The 19,275-nt window shown below is 69.5% G+C and carries 17 protein-coding genes and 4 pseudogenes; 13 read left to right on the forward strand and 8 right to left on the reverse strand.

Going from position 1 to position 19,275, the window contains the following annotated elements; genetic code table 11:
- Positions 1-95 precede the first annotated feature (95 nt).
- From NET02_RS16545 to NET02_RS01255, 4 genes and pseudogenes are all read left to right on the forward strand, one after another.
- A pseudogene (locus tag NET02_RS16545) lies at positions 96-1,376 on the forward strand (RNA polymerase sigma factor).
- 427 nt (positions 1,377-1,803) lie between these two features.
- Positions 1,804-2,151, forward strand: a complete 348-nt coding sequence (locus NET02_RS01245; protein ID WP_284055551.1) for a hypothetical protein — start codon at positions 1,804-1,806, stop codon at positions 2,149-2,151.
- A gap of 63 nt (positions 2,152-2,214) precedes the next feature.
- Positions 2,215-2,520, forward strand: a complete 306-nt coding sequence (locus NET02_RS01250; protein ID WP_284055552.1) for a hypothetical protein — start codon at positions 2,215-2,217, stop codon at positions 2,518-2,520.
- A 17-nt stretch (positions 2,521-2,537) separates the two neighbouring features.
- Positions 2,538-2,891, forward strand: a complete 354-nt coding sequence (locus NET02_RS01255) for a cupredoxin domain-containing protein (RefSeq protein ID WP_284055553.1) — start codon at positions 2,538-2,540, stop codon at positions 2,889-2,891.
- A 162-nt stretch (positions 2,892-3,053) separates the two neighbouring features.
- Here NET02_RS01255 and NET02_RS01260 read toward each other — a convergent pair whose 3' ends face one another.
- Together NET02_RS01260 and NET02_RS01265 are read right to left on the reverse strand one after the other, a co-directional pair.
- Complete coding sequence (locus NET02_RS01260; RefSeq protein ID WP_284055554.1) at positions 3,054-3,212, reverse strand: hypothetical protein; 159 nt, start codon at positions 3,210-3,212, stop codon at positions 3,054-3,056.
- Positions 3,213-3,258: 46 nt separating this feature from the next.
- Positions 3,259-3,813 (reverse strand): hypothetical protein, encoded by a 555-nt coding sequence (locus NET02_RS01265; RefSeq protein WP_284055555.1) that lies wholly within the window; start codon positions 3,811-3,813, stop codon positions 3,259-3,261.
- A gap of 147 nt (positions 3,814-3,960) precedes the next feature.
- On the opposite strand from NET02_RS01265, the gene NET02_RS01270 reads away from it, so the two are divergent.
- The 9 genes from NET02_RS01270 (at position 3,961) to NET02_RS01310 (ending at position 14,076) form a co-directional block, all read left to right on the forward strand.
- On the forward strand, positions 3,961-4,908 hold the full coding sequence (locus tag NET02_RS01270; RefSeq protein WP_284055556.1) for an AAA family ATPase: 948 nt from the start codon (positions 3,961-3,963) through the stop codon (positions 4,906-4,908).
- Positions 4,905-6,239, forward strand: a complete 1,335-nt coding sequence (locus NET02_RS01275) for a DUF58 domain-containing protein (protein WP_284055557.1) — start codon at positions 4,905-4,907, stop codon at positions 6,237-6,239. The genes NET02_RS01270 and NET02_RS01275 overlap by 4 nt, the downstream gene beginning before the upstream one ends.
- Entirely contained in the window at positions 6,236-7,762 is a 1,527-nt protein-coding gene (locus tag NET02_RS01280; RefSeq protein WP_284055558.1) for a DUF4129 domain-containing protein, read from the forward strand. Before NET02_RS01275 ends, NET02_RS01280 begins: the two co-directional genes overlap by 4 nt.
- 54 nt (positions 7,763-7,816) lie before the next feature.
- Complete coding sequence (locus NET02_RS01285) at positions 7,817-9,328, forward strand: M81 family metallopeptidase (protein WP_284055559.1); 1,512 nt, start codon at positions 7,817-7,819, stop codon at positions 9,326-9,328.
- A 578-nt stretch (positions 9,329-9,906) separates the two neighbouring features.
- Positions 9,907-10,659, forward strand: coding sequence for a response regulator transcription factor (locus NET02_RS01290; RefSeq protein ID WP_284055560.1), 753 nt, complete (start codon positions 9,907-9,909; stop codon positions 10,657-10,659).
- Positions 10,660-10,774: 115 nt separating this feature from the next.
- Complete coding sequence (locus NET02_RS01295; RefSeq protein ID WP_284055561.1) at positions 10,775-11,407, forward strand: response regulator transcription factor; 633 nt, start codon at positions 10,775-10,777, stop codon at positions 11,405-11,407.
- Positions 11,408-11,708: 301 nt separating this feature from the next.
- Positions 11,709-12,125, forward strand: coding sequence for a hypothetical protein (locus NET02_RS01300; protein WP_284055562.1), 417 nt, complete (start codon positions 11,709-11,711; stop codon positions 12,123-12,125).
- Between the two features lie 70 nt (positions 12,126-12,195).
- Complete coding sequence (locus NET02_RS01305; RefSeq protein WP_284055563.1) at positions 12,196-12,591, forward strand: hypothetical protein; 396 nt, start codon at positions 12,196-12,198, stop codon at positions 12,589-12,591.
- A gap of 75 nt (positions 12,592-12,666) precedes the next feature.
- Complete coding sequence (locus NET02_RS01310; protein ID WP_284055564.1) at positions 12,667-14,076, forward strand: signal peptidase I; 1,410 nt, start codon at positions 12,667-12,669, stop codon at positions 14,074-14,076.
- A 1-nt stretch (position 14,077) separates the two neighbouring features.
- Here NET02_RS01310 and NET02_RS16650 read toward each other — a convergent pair.
- The 6 genes and pseudogenes from NET02_RS16650 to nrfD form a co-directional block, all read right to left on the reverse strand.
- Positions 14,078-14,314, reverse strand: a pseudogene (locus NET02_RS16650) (hypothetical protein); the annotation flags it as partial.
- 30 nt (positions 14,315-14,344) lie between these two features.
- Positions 14,345-16,486, reverse strand: a complete 2,142-nt coding sequence (locus NET02_RS01315) for a heavy metal translocating P-type ATPase (protein WP_284055565.1) — start codon at positions 16,484-16,486, stop codon at positions 14,345-14,347.
- Between the two features lie 12 nt (positions 16,487-16,498).
- Complete coding sequence (locus tag NET02_RS01320; protein ID WP_284055566.1) at positions 16,499-16,828, reverse strand: ArsR/SmtB family transcription factor; 330 nt, start codon at positions 16,826-16,828, stop codon at positions 16,499-16,501.
- Between the two features lie 379 nt (positions 16,829-17,207).
- Positions 17,208-17,414: pseudogene (locus NET02_RS01325) on the reverse strand (heavy-metal-associated domain-containing protein); the annotation flags it as partial.
- Positions 17,415-17,521: 107 nt separating this feature from the next.
- Positions 17,522-17,854: pseudogene (locus NET02_RS01330) on the reverse strand (ArsR/SmtB family transcription factor); the annotation flags it as partial.
- Between the two features lie 407 nt (positions 17,855-18,261).
- Positions 18,262-19,272, reverse strand: coding sequence for an NrfD/PsrC family molybdoenzyme membrane anchor subunit (gene nrfD, locus NET02_RS01335; protein WP_284055568.1), 1,011 nt, complete (start codon positions 19,270-19,272; stop codon positions 18,262-18,264).
- Positions 19,273-19,275 lie beyond the last annotated feature (3 nt).

The following is a 19,275-nucleotide window of genomic DNA, read 5'->3' on the forward strand; positions in this document are numbered from 1 at the left end:
GCACCTTCTACCCGAGGGAGTGGTCCGCCGACCCGGCTGTTGTGGCGCAGGCAGCGGCGACGTTTAGACAGTTTCGAGCAGGATGCGGAGTTCGGGTGACAGCCTCTAACACTGATCGCGCCGTTGACGCCGTCTGGCGCATGGAGTCTGCCCGGATCGTCGCTAGTCTCACCCGGATGGTGGGTGATGTGGATCTAGCCGAGGATCTCGCGCAGGACGCGCTCGTCGCGGCCCTGGAGCAGTGGCCGCGGACCGGCACCCCGGTCAATCCCGGTGCCTGGCTCATGACTGTGGCGAAACGCCGTGCTGTCGACTACCTTCGCCGCTCTCAGCGAGTGCAGCGCGGGCAGGAGAAGCTAGGCCGTGAACTGGAAGCCCAGCAGGAGGCGACCGCTCCAGAGCTGGCAGAGGCGATGGACGATCCGGTGGGGGACGATGTGCTCCGCCTCATGTTCATTTGCTGTCACCCGGTTCTCTCGCTCGAGGCACGCGTCGCGCTCACGCTCCGCCTCGTTGGCGGCCTTACGACTGAGGAGATCGCGCGAGCGTTCCTCGTCCCGGTGCCGACGCTTGCCCAGCGTATCGTCCGTGCCAAGCGAACGCTCCGGGCGGCATGTGTCCCCTTCGAGGTCCCAACGAGGCCGGAGCTGGCTGCCCGGCTGTCGTCCGTGCTCGCCGTGATCTACCTGATCTTCAACTAGGGCTATACGGCGACCGCCGGGGATGAGTGGATGCGGCCATCGCTGTGCGAGGACGCGCTCCGGCTGGGGCGGATCCTCGCCGAGCTGATGCCGGGAGAGCCGGAAGTCCATGGACTGGTAGCACTTATGGAGCTCCAGGCGTCGCGCCTCCGCGCTCGGATCGGGCCAACCGGGGAGCCGGTTCTGCTGCTGGACCAGGACCGCGGGCGGTGGGACCAGCTCCTGATTCGTCGTGGCCTTGCGGCGCTGGGGCGGGCCGAAGCACTGGGCGGCGCCCTGGGGCCGTACACGCTACAGGCCGCCATCTCCGCCTGTCACGCGCGAGCGCGGGCGCCAGAAGAGACCGACTGGGCGCGAATTGCCGCGCTGTACGATGCGCTAGTCGAGGTGGCGCCATCACCCGTCGTCGAGCTGAACCGGGCGGTTGCCCTCGCCATGGCGTATGGCCCCTCAACTGGGCTAGAGGCAGTGGACCGGTTAATCGAAGAAGCATCGCTTCGCGATTACCACTTCCTGCCGAGCGTGCGGGGCGATCTACTGGCCAAGCTCGGCCGTCTGGACGAAGCGCGGATGGAGTTCGAGCGGGCAGCCTCGCTCACGCGCAATGCCCGTGAGCGGGCCTTACTGCTCGAACGTGCCGCCGCGTGTGCCGAGGGTTCGCCGCTATCGCGATGATCCAGGCTGCATGCGTCGCGAATACCCCTGCGGGGGCTGCGCCGCACGTACCGGCAGCTCGCCCGCGATCTCCTGTGTCCCTATGTTGATTCGAGCCCCACGGTTCCGCGTTTCCCGACGCTCCTGACGAGCGGGTCGAGATGCGCTGCGCGGCCGCCGCCCGGGCGTTCGACCACCAGCCCGGTACCTCGGCGGTAGAGGCAGTGATGCGTCCACGCACAGTTCACAGCGGTTCTTGGGACTGCCGGTGATCCAAGGGGAACATCGCTCACCGATCCGGTAGCTAGACCTTGCCCGGCGGAGTGGGGATTAGCGCCCGCCGGTAAGAATCGCAGTGCCACCGCCTCTAACAGGCAGAGCACAGGCTGGGGCGGCGAATCGGCGGTGCCCGTATCGAGAGCCGGGTCGCGCAGAGAGGACGTGAGACGTGACGTATCGATCGGGCCGCCGGCCGGTCCGGGCCAGCTTATGGTCTGCCCTGGCGAAGGGCCGCGTGCTTCCGCCCGTCCTGCTGATCGGGCTCTCCCTTCTGGTCGTCGGTGGGGCGATCGACCTCGTGGCCCATACCGTACCGGCTAGCTGGATTGGGTTGTCGCCTGGTGTGGTCGCTGCCCTGGGGGAGGCCGGCCACGTGGTGAGCTTCGCCGGGATGGCACTGTCGGTCGCTGGACTGGTGCTGATTGGCCTGGCGCCGGATCGGGGCGAGCAGCTACGGCGCAGGCAGCGGGGTAAGGTTCCGCCGGCCAGCGCGTCTAACGATGTAGAACGGCGATGAGGCCGCTCTCCAGGGTGTCGGTGAGGTCACGGTGAGCGTGCCGTACGGAAGGAGCGATGCGAGATGCCGATCGGGAGCTTCGTCAACGCGTTGCCGCCAGCGTTCTTCATCCTGGTTCACCTGGTCGCCTTCATTATCGGGGCCTATTTCGCCTACCGGGCGTTCGGCGCGCAGGTACGGGCGCTGGGATGGGCCTTCACCCTCTACGCTGTGGCCGAGCTGATCTACATGAGCTATCACCTCAACTGGACGGTGATCCTGTTCGCCCATACCCTCGCCGAGGTGCTGGACCTGGTGGCCTTCATTCTCATCTTCGCCAGCGCCGTCCAGCGAGTGGCGGTGGCGCGGCGGGCGCAGGCGACCTCGTAACCGAGAGAGGGGCATCGGTGCGGCGCGTTGCCTGGATCGCGGGCATCGTGCTCGCGCTCGCGCTCGGGCTGGCTGGCTGTCGCACGGCAACGAGCGCCGGCAGCACGCCGGTCGCGACGGCGCGAGTGGAGATGCCGCCGAGCTACCGGTTCGATCCTCCGGTGATCACGGTCAAGGCCGGCACGACGGTGACCTGGCACAACAGTGACCACTTTACCCACTCGGTGCGATTGCTCGATGGAAGCGGCGTGGAGAAGGTAGCCGCGCCGGGAGAGTCGGTGAGCATCACGTTCAACGATCCTGGCGAGTACGAGTACGATTGCAGTTTCCATCCCCGAGACATGCGAGGGAAGGTCATCGTGACCGAATGAGCTCCCCGGCGAGAGCGGCCGGAGATAAACGATCGATCGAGCCTTCCCGTGTTCCCCTTGTCGCCCCGCACGCGGCGCCTGGGAGGTGTCCATCCTGTCCGGGCGCCACGTGCGGATGTCGGCAAATTCCTCGCAGTCTGGCACGACATCGCTCGAGGGTGCTCAGCGAAGCTGGCTGAGGAGCCCGAGCAAGAGCAGAGAGAGGAAGACGACCAGGCACAGGACTGATCCGAAGAAGACGCCGAGCAGCGCGGCCCGCTGTACCTGGCTCCCGTCAGTCCTCCTCACCCGGTCTAGCCAATCCGCTGGCCCTCTACTCACTTGCTTCCTCCGCTCGCGTCCGGCCCGTACTACCGCCGTATCGCCGTCACGCAACGCAGGATGTCACTGAGCAGGTAACCGTCACACCACCAACGACCACGAGTACCCCGAGGGCCAGCAGGCCCAGCGAGAGAGCGAGATCCCGGCGCAGTGACCTGGAGGGGCTGCGGAGGCGAGCGGTCATGAGACTCGCGACGATCCCGATGGCGGCCATCAAGACCACGATCGCCAGCAAGGCGGTCTCTCCGAAGCCGAGCGCTCCGGTAACGCTGGCGATGAGCGTGAACAGGTCGGAGATCCCAACTAGCCAGGGTAGGACGAAGCCAACGACGATGACGGCCACAGCGGTTCCCTCGGCGAGCCCGACGATTGCCGGGAGCCGGCTCCGCGCGCGAGCTGGATCGAGCAGGTTGGCGGCCCAGGCGGCGGCGAGCGCCGCCAGCAGCGTACCGAACCCGATCGCAAGCGGCCATACCGCTCGCTCGGGTACCGCGAGGGCGAGTGGCGCCACCAGGGTCGCCCCAGCAATGCCGGCGACAGTGGCGCTGGCGACCATCCCGACGATAGCAATGGCTCTCGGTGTCCAGCGTGCGGTTGTCACGAGACGGAGCCTTTCGCGTGGCCTCCGGAGGGCGCCCTCCGGGAACAGGAGCCTCTTGTTTTCCTGCCTGTGTGAACGATACTTCGCTGCCGGGGAAAGTACAATTGTGCGTATCGAGACACATTAGGCGAGGGGGAGCGCGTTGCCGTGATCAGTACCGTCGCCGCCCTGGGCCAGCGGGTGATCGAGAACGTCGGCCGGGTGATCATCGGCAAGGATGCTGTCACCGAGCTGATCCTGGTCGCGCTGCTCTGTGAGGGCCATGTCCTCATCGAGGATGTGCCTGGTGTGGGCAAGACGACGCTGGCTCGGGCGGTTGCCCGCTCCATCGGCGGGCAGTTCCGGCGCATCCAGTTCACGCCCGATCTGCTTCCGTCGGACATCACCGGCCTGACGTTCTTCAACCAGCGGACAGGGGAGTTCCAGTTCCGGGCCGGCCCAGTGTTCACGAACGTCCTGCTCGCCGACGAGATCAACCGCGCAACCCCCCGTACGCAGTCGGCGCTCCTCGAGGCGATGCAGGAGCGGACGGTGACGATCGAGGGCGAGACCATACCGCTGCCGCGCCCCTTCCTCGTGCTGGCGACCGAGAACCCCGTCGAGATCGAAGGAACCTTCCCGTTGCCCGAGGCCCAGCTCGACCGCTTCTTGCTCCGCATCGTCATCGGCTATCCGGAGCCGGCCGAGGAGGTAGCGATGCTAGCCCGCTTCCAGGAGCGGAACCCGCTGGACGAGCTGGAGCCGGTGACCACGCCGGAGGAGCTGCTCCGCGCCGCCGCGGCCTGCCGGTCGATCTACGTCGAGGACGACCTGCGCTGGTACATTGCCGAGATTGCGCGGGCGACCCGGCGGCACGAGGCGATCGAGCTGGGGGTAAGCCCCCGGGGCACGCTCGCCCTCTTCCACTGCGCGCAGGCGCTGGCAGCGATCCGAGGGCGCGACTTCGTGCTCCCCGACGACGTCAAAGAGCTGGTCACTCCAGTCCTCGCGCACCGGATCATTTTGAGTCCGGAGGCGCGGCTGCGTGGGCGCGACGCCCGGCAGCTTCTCGAAGAGATCGTCGAGACGGTCAACGTCCCGGTCGAGCAGCTATGAGTATCACGGCCCTTATCCAGGCCCTGCGAGCCCTTCGCTCGAAGCTCCGTATCGAGGGGCAAGGGCCGGTCGAGAGCCGCTTTTTCTCCGCCCTCTGGTTTTACGGAGCCGGCATCCTGCTCGTCGCCGGCGTACTGGCCGGCCAGCCGGCGCTCTCGCTGCTGGCCACTGCGGTGCTGGCCGCGGCCGTCGTCGGCTGGCTGTGGGCGCGCTCGAGCCTTGACTCGGTCGATCTTACGGTTTCCCTTTCCGAGAGCCGCGTTTTCCCCGACGAGTCGGTCGTGCTGGCGGTCTCGCTGGTCAACCGGAGCTGGCGTCCGGTGCCCTGGCTCGACCTGACGCTCCAGATTTCCGACCGCCTCAGGGTGCGCGATTTCGAGGTCGTTCCCAGCTCGTGGTACGGGATGAACGCGTTGCATCTGACGACCGCGCTGCGCTGGTACGAGCGGGTGCGCCTCACCTTCACGCTCGACTGTCCCGAGCGGGGCGCGTTCGTCGTCGGGCCTGCCGAGCTACGTGCTGGCGATCTCTTCGGCTTCTTCGCGCGGAGCGAGCGGCGGGCGGTCTCGCAACCGCTCCTCGTCTACCCCCGGCGCGTACCGCTGGGCGAGCTGGGGCTACCGGCACGCTATCCGTTCGGCGAGACCCGGTTACAACGGTACCTGCTGACCGACCCGACCCGGCCGATCGGCGTGCGGGACTACCACCCGGAAGACAGCTTCCGCACGATCCACTGGAAGGCCACCGCCCGCGCGCAGCGCATTCAGGTGAAAGTCTTCGAGCCGACGGCCGCCGTGCAGGTCGGCATCTTCCTCAACCTGGACACGTTCGAGCGCTACTGGGAGGGGATGGACTACGTCCGGGCCGAGAGCGCGATCGTGGCGGCGGCCTCGCTGGCGACTGACGGGCTGGCCCGTCGCTGGCTCGTGGGGATCTATGCCAACGGCGTGCTGTCCGGCTCGGATCAGCCGCTGCGTATCCGGCCCGGCCGCGGGCCCCGTCAGGCTGAAGCCATCCTCGAGGGACTGGCGAAGCTCACCCCGCTCGCAGCGAGCAGCTTTCCTCGCCTGCTGCGGGAGGAGGCACGGCAGTTTCCTTGGGGAAGCACGATCGTCGTGATCTCGGCGCTGATGACCGACTCGCTGGAGGCCGTGCTGACCCGGTTGCTCGACGAGGGCCGGCAGGTGATGCTGCTCCAGATCGGAGATTATGACACGCCCGCGCTCCCTGGCTTGTACGTGCACCGCTTGCCTGAGAACCTGTTAGGACCACAGTGGGCTGGGCGGCACCGCTACGTGTTCGCGGTCGATGGCGGGAGGGTGCTGCCGTGACGGCGAGGCGGCGACGAGCCCGACTCTCCTCGCTGGCTCTGCCCCGGCCGGCGTTTGACTGGCGGATCGAGTCGCTGACCGCGATGCTGATCCTTGCCGAGGCGGCAATCGTCTACGTCTACGTGGGCGCGCTGCTCCCAGGCAGGGCGGTGCCGCATGCTCCCTTCCCAGCGCTACTGCTGGTCGGCCTGCTGCTGGCTGGCTATGCGCTGCCACGGCTCTTGGAGGCGCTCTACGTGCGTAGCGGCGCCTACGAGGTGGTGCTCAGCGTGGCGGTGTGCTTCTCGCTGCTGCTGGCGAGCAAGCTCGCGATGTTCCCATCCGCTCCCTGGCTGGACGGCGACTGGGTCGCGGGCTTTGGCCGGTCTCTGATCCTCCGCCCGAGCGAGGCTGAGCGGCCGGCCTGGGGCGTGGTCGCCGTCGTCGGCTATGCCTGGTGGCGGGGGCGGGCGCGTGGCGAGCCGTCGCTCGAGTCGACCTACGAGGTGCTCCGCTGGGGGAGCCTGCTGCTTGCCGGAGGCCTGGTACTGGCACTGATCGCCTCGCCGCCGGAGGAAATGATTCGACTGAGATTGCCGGCGGCGGTGCTCTGGTTCGTGACTGCGGCGCTGGCTGGGATCGCGCTCGCGCGCTTGCGGCTCGAGGCGCTCCGGAGCAGTGGTCCCCTCGGCGGTACCTGGTTGCTGGCGGTGGCGGGCGCGCTGGCTGGGATTGTGCTCCTCGCCATATTCCTGGCTGGGATTGTCAACCGTCAAGTTCTCGAGCTGCTCTGGATGATCCTCTGGCCCGTGCTGTGGCTGATTGGGCTTCTGTTCCGGGTTGTCATCCTCTTGCTCGCTCTGCTCACGTTCATCCTCATCTTGCCGATCCTCTGGTTTCTCGAGCGGCAAGGGCTCGGGCGCTCGCTGACCGGAGGCCGCGCTGGCTGGTGGCTGGAACCGCTGAGCCGGCTCCACGAAGCGGTACGGCTCCAGATCCAGGTGGCCGATCCCGTGCGCTATCTGCTGGCCGGGCTGATCCTAGCCACAGTTGTCTCCTGGCTCGGGCGTTGGGTCTACCGGCGGCGCCGGCGCTGGCGGGTGCCGACGCCAGAGGTGCGCGAGCTGGTGCTCGAAGGGCCACCCTCGCTCGACGGGCTGCGCCGTCGCCTGCGCCGGGCGCTGCGCCGTCGATCCGGGCGGCAAGATCCGCTCGACGCGCTACGAGGAGATCCTCGCTGGCGTTACACGCTCCGTGTCCGCTTGGCGTACCGCCGGCTGCTTCGGCAGGCGGGCCGGGTAGGGTTGGGACGTCGCCCGGCGCAGACGCCACAGGAGTACGAGCGGCTGCTGGTCGAGCGGCTGCCTGGGGTAGCCGGGCCGCTCGACGAGCTAACGCGGCTGTATCAGGCCGCGCGTTACCGGCCGCTGCCGGCGGAACCGGCAGACGCCGAGCGGGCACAGCGCGCGTTGTCCACGGCTCTCGCCGCACTGCAAATGACTGGTCGGTTACGGGATGCGCTCGACCCGCGGCAGCGGGAGTAGGGCCGGCAACGCCGGCGTGGGCCGGGCTGCCGTGCGAACAGGGGGAGGGGTTCGATGCGGATCGCCATCGGTGGCATCAGCCACGAAAGCAGTACGTTCTCCGTCGTGCCGACCACGCTCGACGACTTCGCGCAACGCGCGCTCTCCGAGGGCCCAGCGCTGGTCGAGCAGTACACCGGTACTCGTACCTGCCCTGGCGGCTTTATCGATGCGGCACGCGACTGCCACTTTACCGTCGTGCCGACGCTCATGGCCTCGGCAGTGCCGGGCGGACCGGTGACGGCGGACGCGACGATCGAGCTGACGCGCCGGCTCTGCAAGGGGCTGCGCAGGGCGCTGGCCGAGGGGCCGCTGGACGGCGTCCTGCTGGCGCTCCACGGCGCTATGGTCTCGGAGCTGGACGACGACGGCGAGCGCTACATCCTCCAGCGTGTGCGGGAGGTCGTCGGCCCGGAGCTACCCATCGTCGTCACGCTCGACCTCCACGGCAACATCTCGCAGGAGATGGTCGACCTGGTGAGCGTCGCGGTCGCCTACGACGAGTACCCGCACACCGATACCTGGCAGCGGGGCTACGAGGCAGGCCTGCTGATGGCCCGGATCGTGCGCGGCGGCGTGCGCCCGGCTTCCGCGCTGGTCAAGATCCCGCTGCTAGCTGGGCTCCAGCGGCAGTACACCCACGCCGAGCCGATGCTGGGGGTCAAGCACCTGTCCCGTGACATCGAAAACGAGAGCGGCATCCTCAACGTAAGCTACCTGCCGGGCTTCCCCTGGGCCGACATCCCGATCACCGGCTTCAGCGTGATCGTGACCGCCGAGGGGGATCGCCTGCAGGCCCAGCGCGCCGCTTCACGACTGGCGCAGGAGATCTGGAACCGGCGCGAGCAGTTCGTCGTGCAGCCGACGCCGGTGGACGAGGCAGTACGGCGGGCCATGGCCGCTCCGGAGGGGCCGGTCGTGCTGGCCGACATCGGCGACAACCCTGGAGGAGGCGCCCCGGCCGACGGCACGGTGCTGCTGGAGGCGCTGCTACGGCTCGGAGCCAAACGCGCCGCGCTCGCGCCGATCCGGGATCCCGAGGTGGTCGAGGCCGCGCGGGCGGCCGGCGAGGGAGCAGTCATTACCGTGGCTCTCGGAGGCAAGACGGACGACCGGCACGGCCGGCCGCTCCAGGTCACCGCCCGGGTCGTGCGGCTGACCGAGGGCCGCTTCACCCACACCGGCCCGATGAGCACTGGTATGACCGTCGACCTCGGGCCGACGGCGGTGCTCGAGCTGCGCGGCCAGCGTGATGGCTGCGTGCTGGTCGTGGTCACGACGCACCGCTACCAGCCGACCGACCTCGGGATCTTCCGCAGCCAGGGGATCGAGCCGACGGCGCAGCAGATCCTGGCCGTCAAGTCCTCAGTCCACTTCCGGGCCGCCTTCGGGCCGATCGCCCACGAGATCATCGAGGTGGACACCCCGGGCATCACCAACCCGCGGCTCGACCCGGCGGCTTACCGCAAGCTCCCCCGGCCGATCTACCCGTTCGACCGGGAACTCGAGTGGCGGATCGACCTGTAGTCGGCGAGGAGATCCTCCACTGGATGGCGGTGCTCGCGGCGGCTTACGGCACCGTCATCGACGTCGTGGACGGCGTGGGGCGCGTCCGGCTCTGAGCAGCTACACCACCCGCGCTCACCTGCCCTCTGGGCACGGTTCTCCCGTGCCTCCCGCTCACTATACCTTCGGTTCCCGCTCCCGCGAGGCGCGGTAGAGGGGCCTGATGCCGTACGAGGTGGCGCGGTCCCACAGCTCGCGTGGGCGTGCGTCCCCCTCTCGGAGGTTCAGGAGAGGGGAGATCGGCCGGTCGGCCCTACAGCACACCGCGGTCCACCCTCCGGACGCGCCGTCGATTTCCGGCGAGCGAGCCCGGCGGGAACCACTGTGTTCCCGGGAGATCACTACCCTGGTGACAAACGATTCAGGTCCGAGTAACAATATGTGTGACACAGATACTAACGCGACATAGGGGAGTTGTCGTTCGTCTAATCGAATTTCAGGGTTCGCGGGCAAACGATCGACGGCGTGGCGAATGGGGCAGCAACCCGACCCATGCTCTGCATAAGCGATCCGATTCAGGTTCGGGGAGGGGGTTGGGGATGGACGTGTTGCTCTTCAGCCAGGATCAGCAGCTCGCCACGCTGCTGGGGCGCATCCTCCGCAGCCGCTGGGACAGCGCCTGGGTGCACCTGGTCGCTAACCTCGACGAAGCCGTCGAGCGACTGGACACCGCCGAGCTCGTGTTCGTCGATCTGGCTGCCTATCCTCGCGACTTTGCCCGGCTGATCCAGGAAATCCGCGAGGCCTGGCCCGGGCCGCTGGTGGCGCTGTGCGACGAGCACGCTGAATCGGAGCGACAGGTCATCGCGCTGCGGGCCGGCGCCGACGAGGTCTACGAGCTTCCCCCGGAGCCGCTTCTCTACCTGGCGCGCATCCAGGCGCTCCTGCGCCGCACCGAGGCGGCGCGCCGGATGCGGGTCGGCCGTCTGGTGCTCCTGCCCGACACGGCGGAGGCGCTGGTCGATGATCGGCCGCTGGCTCTGACGCCGCGCGAGTTCCGGCTGCTGCACGCCCTGGCAGCCCGCGCGGGCCGGATCGTGCCCGTCGAGGAGCTGATCGAGGCCGTCTGGGAGGGTGAAGCAGTCGACCGCTCGACGCTGCGCAAGTTCATCCAGCGGCTGCGCCAGAAGCTCGGTCCCCAGGCCGGCGTCCAGATCGTCGCTAGACCCGGCATCGGATACAGCCTCAAACCGGTGAGTTTTCAAGATGTGCTGGAACAGATCCAGCGAGCGGTGGCCCTGGCCGGGCCGCTCGCCGCGTCCTGTGCCCCGCTCTGCCTGAGCTGGATCTGACGCTCGAGTAACCGAGATGTAACGGCGCAGTCACCGGCTGTCCACGCCGAATTCACGGTCGTGATCCACACTGGATTTGGGTACGGGGAGCCAATTACAGTCGGGTTTCGTCTCCATGAAACTCCTGCTCGTGGTCGAGCCAACTGGCCAAAGCACGTGGGGTGACCGGCTCCAGCGGGCGCTGGCCGGGACCGACTGGCGGGTCTGCCGGTCGTCCCCGGCCGAAGCCCGGCGGGCGGCGCTGAGCACGGCGGCGCTGGTGGTCGTGGTGACCGAGGCGGCGCTGGCGGCGAGCCCGGGGCTGCTCCCGGCGCTGGCAGGCGCCATCCGGGCGCCGGTGGTGGTGGCCGGGCGAGACGACCGCCAGGCGGAGCTGGTCGCGCTGCGCGCCGGAGCCGTGGCCTACTTCCGGCCTGAGCAGCCGGATGACCTCCTCGTGGCCCGGCTGGAAGCGCTGCTGCGGCGACACCCGTTCCGGCCCGTGCTGGAGCGGTTGCCCAAAAGGCTCGGGCCGCAGGAGCGCGCGCTGGCGCACGCGATCCTGGCCCACCGCGGCCCGCTGGACCGGCTGCGGGCGGTGGAGGTGCTGTGGGGCGGGTTCGCGAGCGAGAGCGCCTACCGGGTGGGCTTGCTCCGCCTGCGGCGGAAGCTTGCGGCGGCGGGCCTGCTGGTGGAGGTGCGGCCCGGCCTCGGCGCGCGGATCCTGGTGGCGCCCGAGGCGGCGACCGGCGGCGCGCGACCCGGCTGAGCTTCTGAGGGGAGGTGGTGCGGCTCGCGAGGGAACACAGGAGAAGACCCCAGGCAGGTGCAGGCTGCCCGGGGTCGGAACGGGACCAGGCTCGCCGCCTGATCGCCGCGCTCCGAGCGGGATTGTACCAGGCGCCGGCGGGCCGGGTCGAGACGAGGCGCGATCGACGAGCCGCTACGACCTGCCGCGGGCGCGTCGATCGCCGGAGTGGGCAGCGGCCGCCGGGGACCGGCCTCCGCCGGGCGACCGCTGGTGGACGGCACCAGGCGGCCGCGGGAGAGACGAGGAAGGATCGGGAGCCATGAAGCGAGTGTTCGTATCGCTGGCGCTGGTGCTGGCCCTGGCGGCGGCGGCCTTCGGCGCCGCGGCCGCGCTCAACGTGGACGGCGGCGTCATCCAGGCCGGCGCGGACACGAACCTGCAATGCGACACCGACGGCGTGCGCGTGGCTGGCTGGGGGTTGGAGACGGATACCGGCCTGGTCGACTTCGTCCGCATACACGATATCAATCCTGGGTGTGAGGGAGCCGAGCTCTTCGTGAACATCACCCAGAACGGCACCAAGATCGCTGAGGGCAGCGCGACTATCCCGAGCGACGGTGCTGGTGGGGACAACGACCTGGATCCCAATGAAGTCGGCGTGAAGGTGGACTTCGAACCCGATCAGCCGGCCGCGGACATCACGGACATCGAGGTGTTCATCGAGGGCGGCAACTAGGGCGCAGTGAGGTCGCGGCGGTGGCCGGCACGCCGGCCATCGCCGTCGCCCCGATTGACAGGGGACGATCATGCTGGCGCGTCTCGTGCTAAGCGCAGCGCTCCTGAGCCTGCTGCTCGCCGCGGCCCTGGGATCGGCCGCCCTGCTGGGCGTCTCGGGCGGTGTCATCCAGGCCGGCGCGGACGACGACCTGGCCTGCGATGAGGACGGCGTCCACGTGGTCGAGTGGAACCTCAACACGAACACCGGCCTCGTCACCTCGGTGACAATCGGCGGTATCGATGAAGGCTGCCAACAAGGTGACACCGACCTGTGGGTGACGCTGACGCATCTGGGATTCCCGCTGGTCGGCGGCCACTACGACGACATCGACGGTACCGAGGTCGTGGTTCCGCTCGATTTCCCGATGTCGGCCTGGAACATCACCGACATCGAGGTGTACATCGAGGGGGAGGCGAACGACTAGGTCTGGTGGAGCGGCAGTCGCCCTTGCCCGTGGCCCGTGCCACCGGCGGGCGGTGGGCAGTCCCGGAGGGCAGCGGTGCGGAGGTGGGCGTACCTGACCACCATGTTCGCGCTCTTTTGGGCCTGGTTTTTCCTGTTCCGGCCCGCCGCGCTGGGCGGGCCGGCGTCCTACGTCATCGTCTCCGGCATCAGCGTGGAGCCCACCCTCTATGCCGGCGACCTGGTCATCACCCGGCGGCAGGACACCTACCAGATCGGCGACGTCGTCGCCTTTCGGGTCGACGATGGCCTCGTCATCCACCGCATCGTGGGCCTGACGCCGGAGGGCACCTATGTGCTGCGGGGCGATAACCGTAACTCCGACGACCTGTGGCACCCGACGGCCGACGAGGTCGTCGGCCGGATGTGGCTACGCCTGCCGGGGATGGGCCGCTGGGTGCAGCGGCTCCGCGAGCCGGCGAGCTTCGCCGCTCTGGTGGCTGTCCTCGGGCTGATCTCGCTGCCGGGTCTGGGCACGGCGCGCGATGCGCGGAGGAGGCGACGGATGAGGGCCGCAACCGGTTCGAGCGGGTGGGGTACGCTGAGCCTCTGGGTGAGCGCCGTGGCCGTCGCGGCGGCGCTGGCAGTGGCCTTCGGAGCACTGGCGGTCTATGCGTTGCGGCAACCGCTGCAGCGCACCGAGGAGGTCGAGCGGCTCCGCTACGAGCACGCCGCTGCCTTCAGCTACACCCTCGAGGTCGCGCCGTCGACCCTCTACCCCGAAGGCGCGGTCGGGCCGGTGACGCCCTCGGTCGCCCCCGCGCAGCAGCCCGCCGGAACTGCACCGCCGCCGGGCGCGGGCGCTGATCGCGAGCGGGTGACGGGCACTGCGGTCTACACTAGGGAGCCCCGGCGGCTGCTGCTGGACATCCGCTACAGCCTGAACGCTCCGGAGCCGGCCTACGTCGCCGGCGAGTACCGAGTCGATCTCGAAGTGCGGGCGGGCGCCGACGGCTGGAGCAAGGTGCTGCCACTGGTCGAGCCGGCGTCCTTCGGCGGCACGCAGTTGATGCTGAGCGTCCCGGTCGACCTCGAGCAGGTGCGAGCGCTGATCGCGGTGGTGGAGGAAGAGACCGGCTTCGAGCCAGGGGCGTACCAGCTCACGGTGATCCCGGAGATCCGGGTGCGGGGCCGTATCGGCGACCAGCCGGTGGACGAGGTCTACGCGCCGCCCTTCCGCATGACCTGGAACCGCAGCCACCTGGTGCTCGACGGCGAGCTCGCGCGCAGCGAGCCGCACAGCGTCGCCGAGCCGGTCGCGCGGCCGGCGCAGATAGGACTGCTCGGCCTCGACATGCCGGTCGGGATGGCCAGGATCGTCGCTCTCGCCGGGCTCGTCGCGAGCCTGCTGGGACTGGCGGCTGCCGGCGGCCTGCTGGTGCGCCACCGCGCCGCTCCTCCGGCGGGCCGAGCGCGACTGCGACGCCATCGCTGGTCCGGACCGTGATCCGCGCCGACCCGGATACAATGGGCTCGCTGAAGTCGAGCACGACCGCCGGCGGGCTGGTGCCCAGCCGCTCGCCCGGCCGCGGCGTGGTGCGCACCAGGAAGGCGTGCGCGCTGGCGATCCCCGGCAGGACAAGCCCCAGGACCACGATCAGCGCCGCCAGGAGGAGTCGGACCGCCGCGTTCCCGCCGCTCCGTCTCGAGACCGGTGCGCTCGTGTGGTCATCAGTCCGGGGCATGACGTGCTCCAGAGCGTTCGTCTCGCCGACTCACGAGCGCAGCATGCGCAGGCCGCTGGCGATCACCACAAACTCGCTGATCTCGTGCCCCAGCACGGCGATCGGCAGGGTGAAGACGCCCGCGATCGCCCCTACCACCAGGGCGCCGATGACCGCGGCCGAGAGGGCCAGGTTCTGGTTGACCACGCCCTGGGTGCGTCGGGCCAGGCGGAGCGCGTAGACGAGCTTCTCCAAGTCGTCGGCCATGAGCGCCACGTCGGCCGTCTCGAGCGCCACGTCGGTGCCGGCCGCGCCCATGGCCACGCCGACGGTCGCCTCGGCCAGCGCGGGCGCGTCGTTGACCCCGTCGCCCACCATCGCCACGTGCCCGTGCTGCTGCGCGAGCTCGCGCACCTTGGCCACCTTGTCCTCCGGCTTGAGGTCGGCGTACACCTCGTCGATCCCCACCTCGCGGGCGATGGCGTGGGCCGTGCGGGCGTTGTCGCCGGTCAGCATCGCCACCTTCACGCCCAGCTCGTGCAGCGCCGCGATCGCCTGGCGGGCGTTCGGGCGGATGGTGTCGCGGATGGCGACCAGCCCCCAGGGCCCCCGCTCGTCGCCGACCAGCACCACCGTCTTCCCCTCGCCCTGCAAGCGTTCGATCTCCTCCCGCACCGCGTCGACCGCTACGCCGAGCCGTGATTGGAACAGGTCTGGGCTACCGATGTACACCGTCGCTCCGTCTAGCCGCGCCATTGCCCCCGCCCCGGGCAGGGCGCGGAATTCCGCTGGCTCCGTCGGCCTTGCACCCGTGGCCTCCGCGTAGCGGACGATCGCGCGCGCCAGCGGGTGCTCGCTGCGGCGTTCGATGCCCGCGGCGACGGCCACCAACTCATCTGACGAGCTGATGCGGCCCGCGACGCCATCCGGACACAGCAGGACATCCGTGACCTCCGGCTCGCCGCGGGTGATGGTGCCGGTCTTGTCCAACGCCACGACCCTGACCTTGGCCAACTCCTCCACGTACACGCCGCCCTTGATCAGCACGCCGTTGCGGGCGGCGGTGCCCAGCGCGGCCACCAGGGTGATGGGGATGGAGATGACGAGCGCGCACGGCGCCGCCGCCACGATGAAGACGGTGGCGCGGGTGATCCAGGTCTCCCACGGGGCGCCGAAGGCGAGCGGCGGCACCACGGCGAGCAGCACGCCGAAGAGCAGGACGGCCGGGCTGTAGCGCCTGCCGAAACGTTCGATGAAGCGCTGGCTCTTGCCCTTGCGCTCCTGGGCCTCTTCGACCATCTGGATGATGCGGGCGATGGTGTTGTCGGCGAAGGTCTTCGTCGCGCGGACCTCCAGGGCGCCCTCACCCGCGTTGATGGTGCCCGCGAATACCGTGTCGCCGGGCCCCTTCTCCACGTGGACGCTCTCGCCGGTCACCGGCGCCTGGTTGACACTGGACTCGCCGACGAGCACCACGCCGTCGGTGGCGACGGCCTGCCCCGGCCTGACGATGAAGACATCATCGACGGCGAGCTCCTCGACCGGAATCTCCACCTCGCGCCCGTCCCGCCGCACCAGCGCCATCTTCGGGGCCAAGTCCATCAGCGCCCGGATGGCGGAGCGGGTCTTGTCCTCGGTGTAGCCCTCGGCGGCCTCCGAGATGGAGTACAGGAAGACGAGCATCGCGCCCTCGGCGGCCTGGCCCATCGCCGTCGCGACCACCGCCGCCGTGCTCATCAGCAGCTCGATGCCGATCGCGCGCTCGAAGATCAGTTCCTCGATCGCCTCGCGGCCGAAGAAGTAGCCGCCGGTGACGATGGCGACGAGGTAGAGGCCGGTCGAGACGGGCTCCGGCACGCCGGCCAGCCCGACGAGCCAGCCGACCAACAGCAGGACTCCCGAGGCGGCCGAGGTCAGCACCTTCGGGTTGCGCCAGGGCTTCGGCGGCTCGGCCAGCACCCGCCCCCGCTGCGGCGGGAAGCCGAGGGCCTGGAGCCGCTCCTTGAGCGTCTCGTCGGAGGTGCGCTCCGGGTCGTAGGTGAGGACGACCTTGGCCGCCTTCGGGTAGATCCTCACCTCGAGGAGCCCCGGCACGCCGTCCAGGCCGCGCTCGATAACGCCGGCGTCGTGCTCGCAATCGAGATTGGTCACGTAGAGCTCAAGCTCTTTGCCGCGCTTGGCGGTCGTCGCCATAGTTCTCCCCCTTCAGTCCTGATAGCGGGTGCACGCGTACACCCGCGCCGCCACGTCCGCGAGGATGCCCTCGGCGTCGCGCAGCACGTCCTCAACCCGCGGGTCAGCGAGCGCGTAGTAGACGAAGCGTCCCTCCTGGCGGCTGGCCACCAGGCCGCACTCCTTGAGACAGGCCAGGTGGCCCGAGGCATTCGGCTGTGAGAGTCCGGTGTCCGCGACGAGCTCGGAGACGCTCTTCTCGCCGGAGCGAAGCGCTTCGAGCAGCGCGAGACGCGAGGTATCCGCCAGGCCGCGGAAGAACTTGGCCTTCAGGGTGAGGGACAGATCCTGGACTACAGCCATCGCAGGCTCCTCCTCGAGTGGTGGCGCGCTCCACGAAGTCGCCGATCCGCATGAAGAAGACCACGACGGCCGCCGCCGCCCACTCGCCGACGGCGATGGCGGCCAGCAGGCCGACGGTCATCAGCGTGTGGGCGATGATCTGGCGACGCAGCGCCGCTCGCAAGACATTGCGGAAGACCGGCCAGCCGCCGGCCAGGATGGCCACGAGCCAGAGCGGCCAGGGGACGCGATCGGTCACTGCCTCCACCAGGCCCAGCCACTCGCCGAGCACGACGACGAGCAGCACCGCGCAGAAGACGAGGCCGAGTAACCGGAAGACCGACCGGGTGTAGGCGCGGGACGTATCCGTCTCGGCTCCGCCTGCCACGTCGTAGCCGGAGCGCCGCACAGCCTCGCGGATGGCGTCGAGGTCGGCCCGCGCCGGGTCGTACTCGACGAGCGCCCGCTCGGCGGCCAGCAGCACCCGGGCGCTCAGCACCCCCGGCACGCCGGCGATGGCGCGCTCCACGTGCCGGGCACAGTCGGCGCAGTCCATGCCGAGGACGGCCAGCTCCACGGTCTCAGCAGCCGGCGTGCGCTCGCTCATCGTCGTGCCTCCCTCTCAGGGTCAACCCGCGCGGTATCGGGCCACGCCGGTCGGCGCTCACGCGCCGGGGCGATACGCTCCGGGGCATCGCCGCCCTCCTGGGAGGCGGGCAGCTCGTACCGGGTGCAGGCGTAGACGCCGCTGGCGACGTCGGCGAGGAGCTGGTCAGCCAGCGCCAGCAGCGTGTCGATACGCCGGTCGCTGAGCCGGTAGCGGACGAAGCGGCCCTCCTGCTCGCGGTCGACCAGCCCGCAGTCCCAGAGACAGCGCAGGTGGTTGGAGGCGTTCGACTGGCTGAGCCCGGTGGTCTCGGCGATCTCTCCGACGGTCATCGGGCCGCGCCGCAGCGCTTCGACGATAGCCAGCCGCGAGGGGTCGGCAAAGCCGCGGAAGAGCTTCGCCTTGAGGCTGATAGCGCGCGGGTTGGCTTGCAGCAGCATGCGTGATCATCTCCTCGTTCAACGATATCAGCACTTGCTAATATGATAACTCGCCCCGACGTGTTTGTCAAATGCTCAGCAACAAGGAGAGGCGGCGAGCGGTGGGTGACGAGCTGGTTGCCCCTGCTCAGTCGCCAGTGGCCACACGCCCGGGTGTGCCCGTGGGGGCGTCCGCATCGGCGAATACCGGTGGCCCAGGGACTCCGGGCTTTCGGGGACTAGGGCGTGTGCTCACAGCGTGAGGCCGGCCGGCCTGTGCCTCAGCTCGGAAGCGGAGCCTGATCCATGAGCCCGGTGCTTCAGCGCTGGGCGACACCCGTGTAGAGGCCGCATGCCCCGCAACCACGGATCGCCCTCGGGGAGTAGGGTGGGAAAGCTGGGGCGAGGGCCGGAGCGGGGCCGCCCATCTACCGCTTGCGGGCCAGCTCGAAGGTCGCCTGCGGGTCGTCGGCCGAGCGGTGGCCGGCGAAGACCATCACATAGCGGAGCAGGAAGCCACCGGCGAGCACCAGTAGCCCGACCAGCAAGCGCAGCGCCTGGGCCATCCCGCTGTGGCGCCCGCGGGCGAGCGCCTGGAGAAGGAGCGGCGCCACCACGCCGGCCCCCAGCACGCCGCGGAACGCCTGGCCAAGGCGCCCCTCGTCGAGCGGCCGGCCGATCACCGGGCCGCTGTTGGCGCGCAGGCCGAACAGGAGCGCCAGCTCTGCCAAGAGCGCCAGCCGGTCGAGCCGCTCCAGCCGCTCGAGTGCCTGGCTGCCGGCCTGCCGCGTCGCGCTCAGCAGGAGGAACAGTGCCGCGACCGCGTTCGAGAGCGCGGAGCTGAGGAAGAGCGGCCCCAGCAGCAGGAAGTTCTTCGTCCAGAGGGGAACCGCGGTGGCTGCCAGTAGCACGCCGGTGTAGCCGCTGAGGAAGAAGGCGGGCCCGCTGCCGAGCAGGCCGACGAGCCGATCCGGCATGGCCCGGAGCAGCCGCGCCGGCCCGCGCCGGCCCAGGAGCCCATCCTGAGCCGCCTGGATCAGCGCGCTGAGGCCCGAGAACAGGCTGAAGGCGATCAGCCCCCAAACGCCGAGCGACATCGGCGAGCGCAGCTTGAGCACCCGGAGCATGTGGTGGAACCGCTCTGGCCGCCCCAGGTCGTAGATCAACAGCAGCGGGCCGGGGAGCACGGTCAAAAAAGAGAGGTAGCGACCGGCGCGGGCCACTGGGCGCATCTCCGGTCCGCCGAAGAGCCGGGCCAGCGTCGCGACTACGTAGCTCGCGCCGGAGATGCCACCCAGGAAGAAGTAGAGGACGATCGACCACTTCCAGTGAGGTTTGTGGATAGCCGGCAGACCGTAATAGCTATCGCGCGCCTCGTCCGCGGCCGAGCGCCCGGCCTGACGCCGCGTCTCCCATCGCCGCTCGTAGCCGATGCTCATCTG

The sequence above is a fragment of the Thermalbibacter longus genome, assembly GCF_023806485.1.
Lineage (GTDB): Bacteria > Chloroflexota > Chloroflexia > Thermomicrobiales > Thermomicrobiaceae > Thermalbibacter > Thermalbibacter longus.

Coding starts and splice junctions, on each gene's coding strand:
- NET02_RS01250 (WP_284055552.1), top strand. CDS start 2,215: ATGCCGATCGGGAGCTTCGTCAACGCGTTGCCGCCAGCGTTCTTCATC.
- NET02_RS01275 (WP_284055557.1), top strand. CDS start 4,905: ATGAGTATCACGGCCCTTATCCAGGCCCTGCGAGCCCTTCGCTCGAAG.
- NET02_RS01285 (WP_284055559.1), top strand. CDS start 7,817: ATGCGGATCGCCATCGGTGGCATCAGCCACGAAAGCAGTACGTTCTCC.
- NET02_RS01290 (WP_284055560.1), top strand. CDS start 9,907: ATGGACGTGTTGCTCTTCAGCCAGGATCAGCAGCTCGCCACGCTGCTG.
- NET02_RS01320 (WP_284055566.1), bottom strand. CDS start 16,828: ATGGCTGTAGTCCAGGATCTGTCCCTCACCCTGAAGGCCAAGTTCTTC.
- NET02_RS01300 (WP_284055562.1), top strand. CDS start 11,709: ATGAAGCGAGTGTTCGTATCGCTGGCGCTGGTGCTGGCCCTGGCGGCG.
- NET02_RS01295 (WP_284055561.1), top strand. CDS start 10,775: ATGAAACTCCTGCTCGTGGTCGAGCCAACTGGCCAAAGCACGTGGGGT.
- nrfD (WP_284055568.1), bottom strand. CDS start 19,272: ATGAGCATCGGCTACGAGCGGCGATGGGAGACGCGGCGTCAGGCCGGG.
- NET02_RS01315 (WP_284055565.1), bottom strand. CDS start 16,486: ATGGCGACGACCGCCAAGCGCGGCAAAGAGCTTGAGCTCTACGTGACC.
- NET02_RS01305 (WP_284055563.1), top strand. CDS start 12,196: ATGCTGGCGCGTCTCGTGCTAAGCGCAGCGCTCCTGAGCCTGCTGCTC.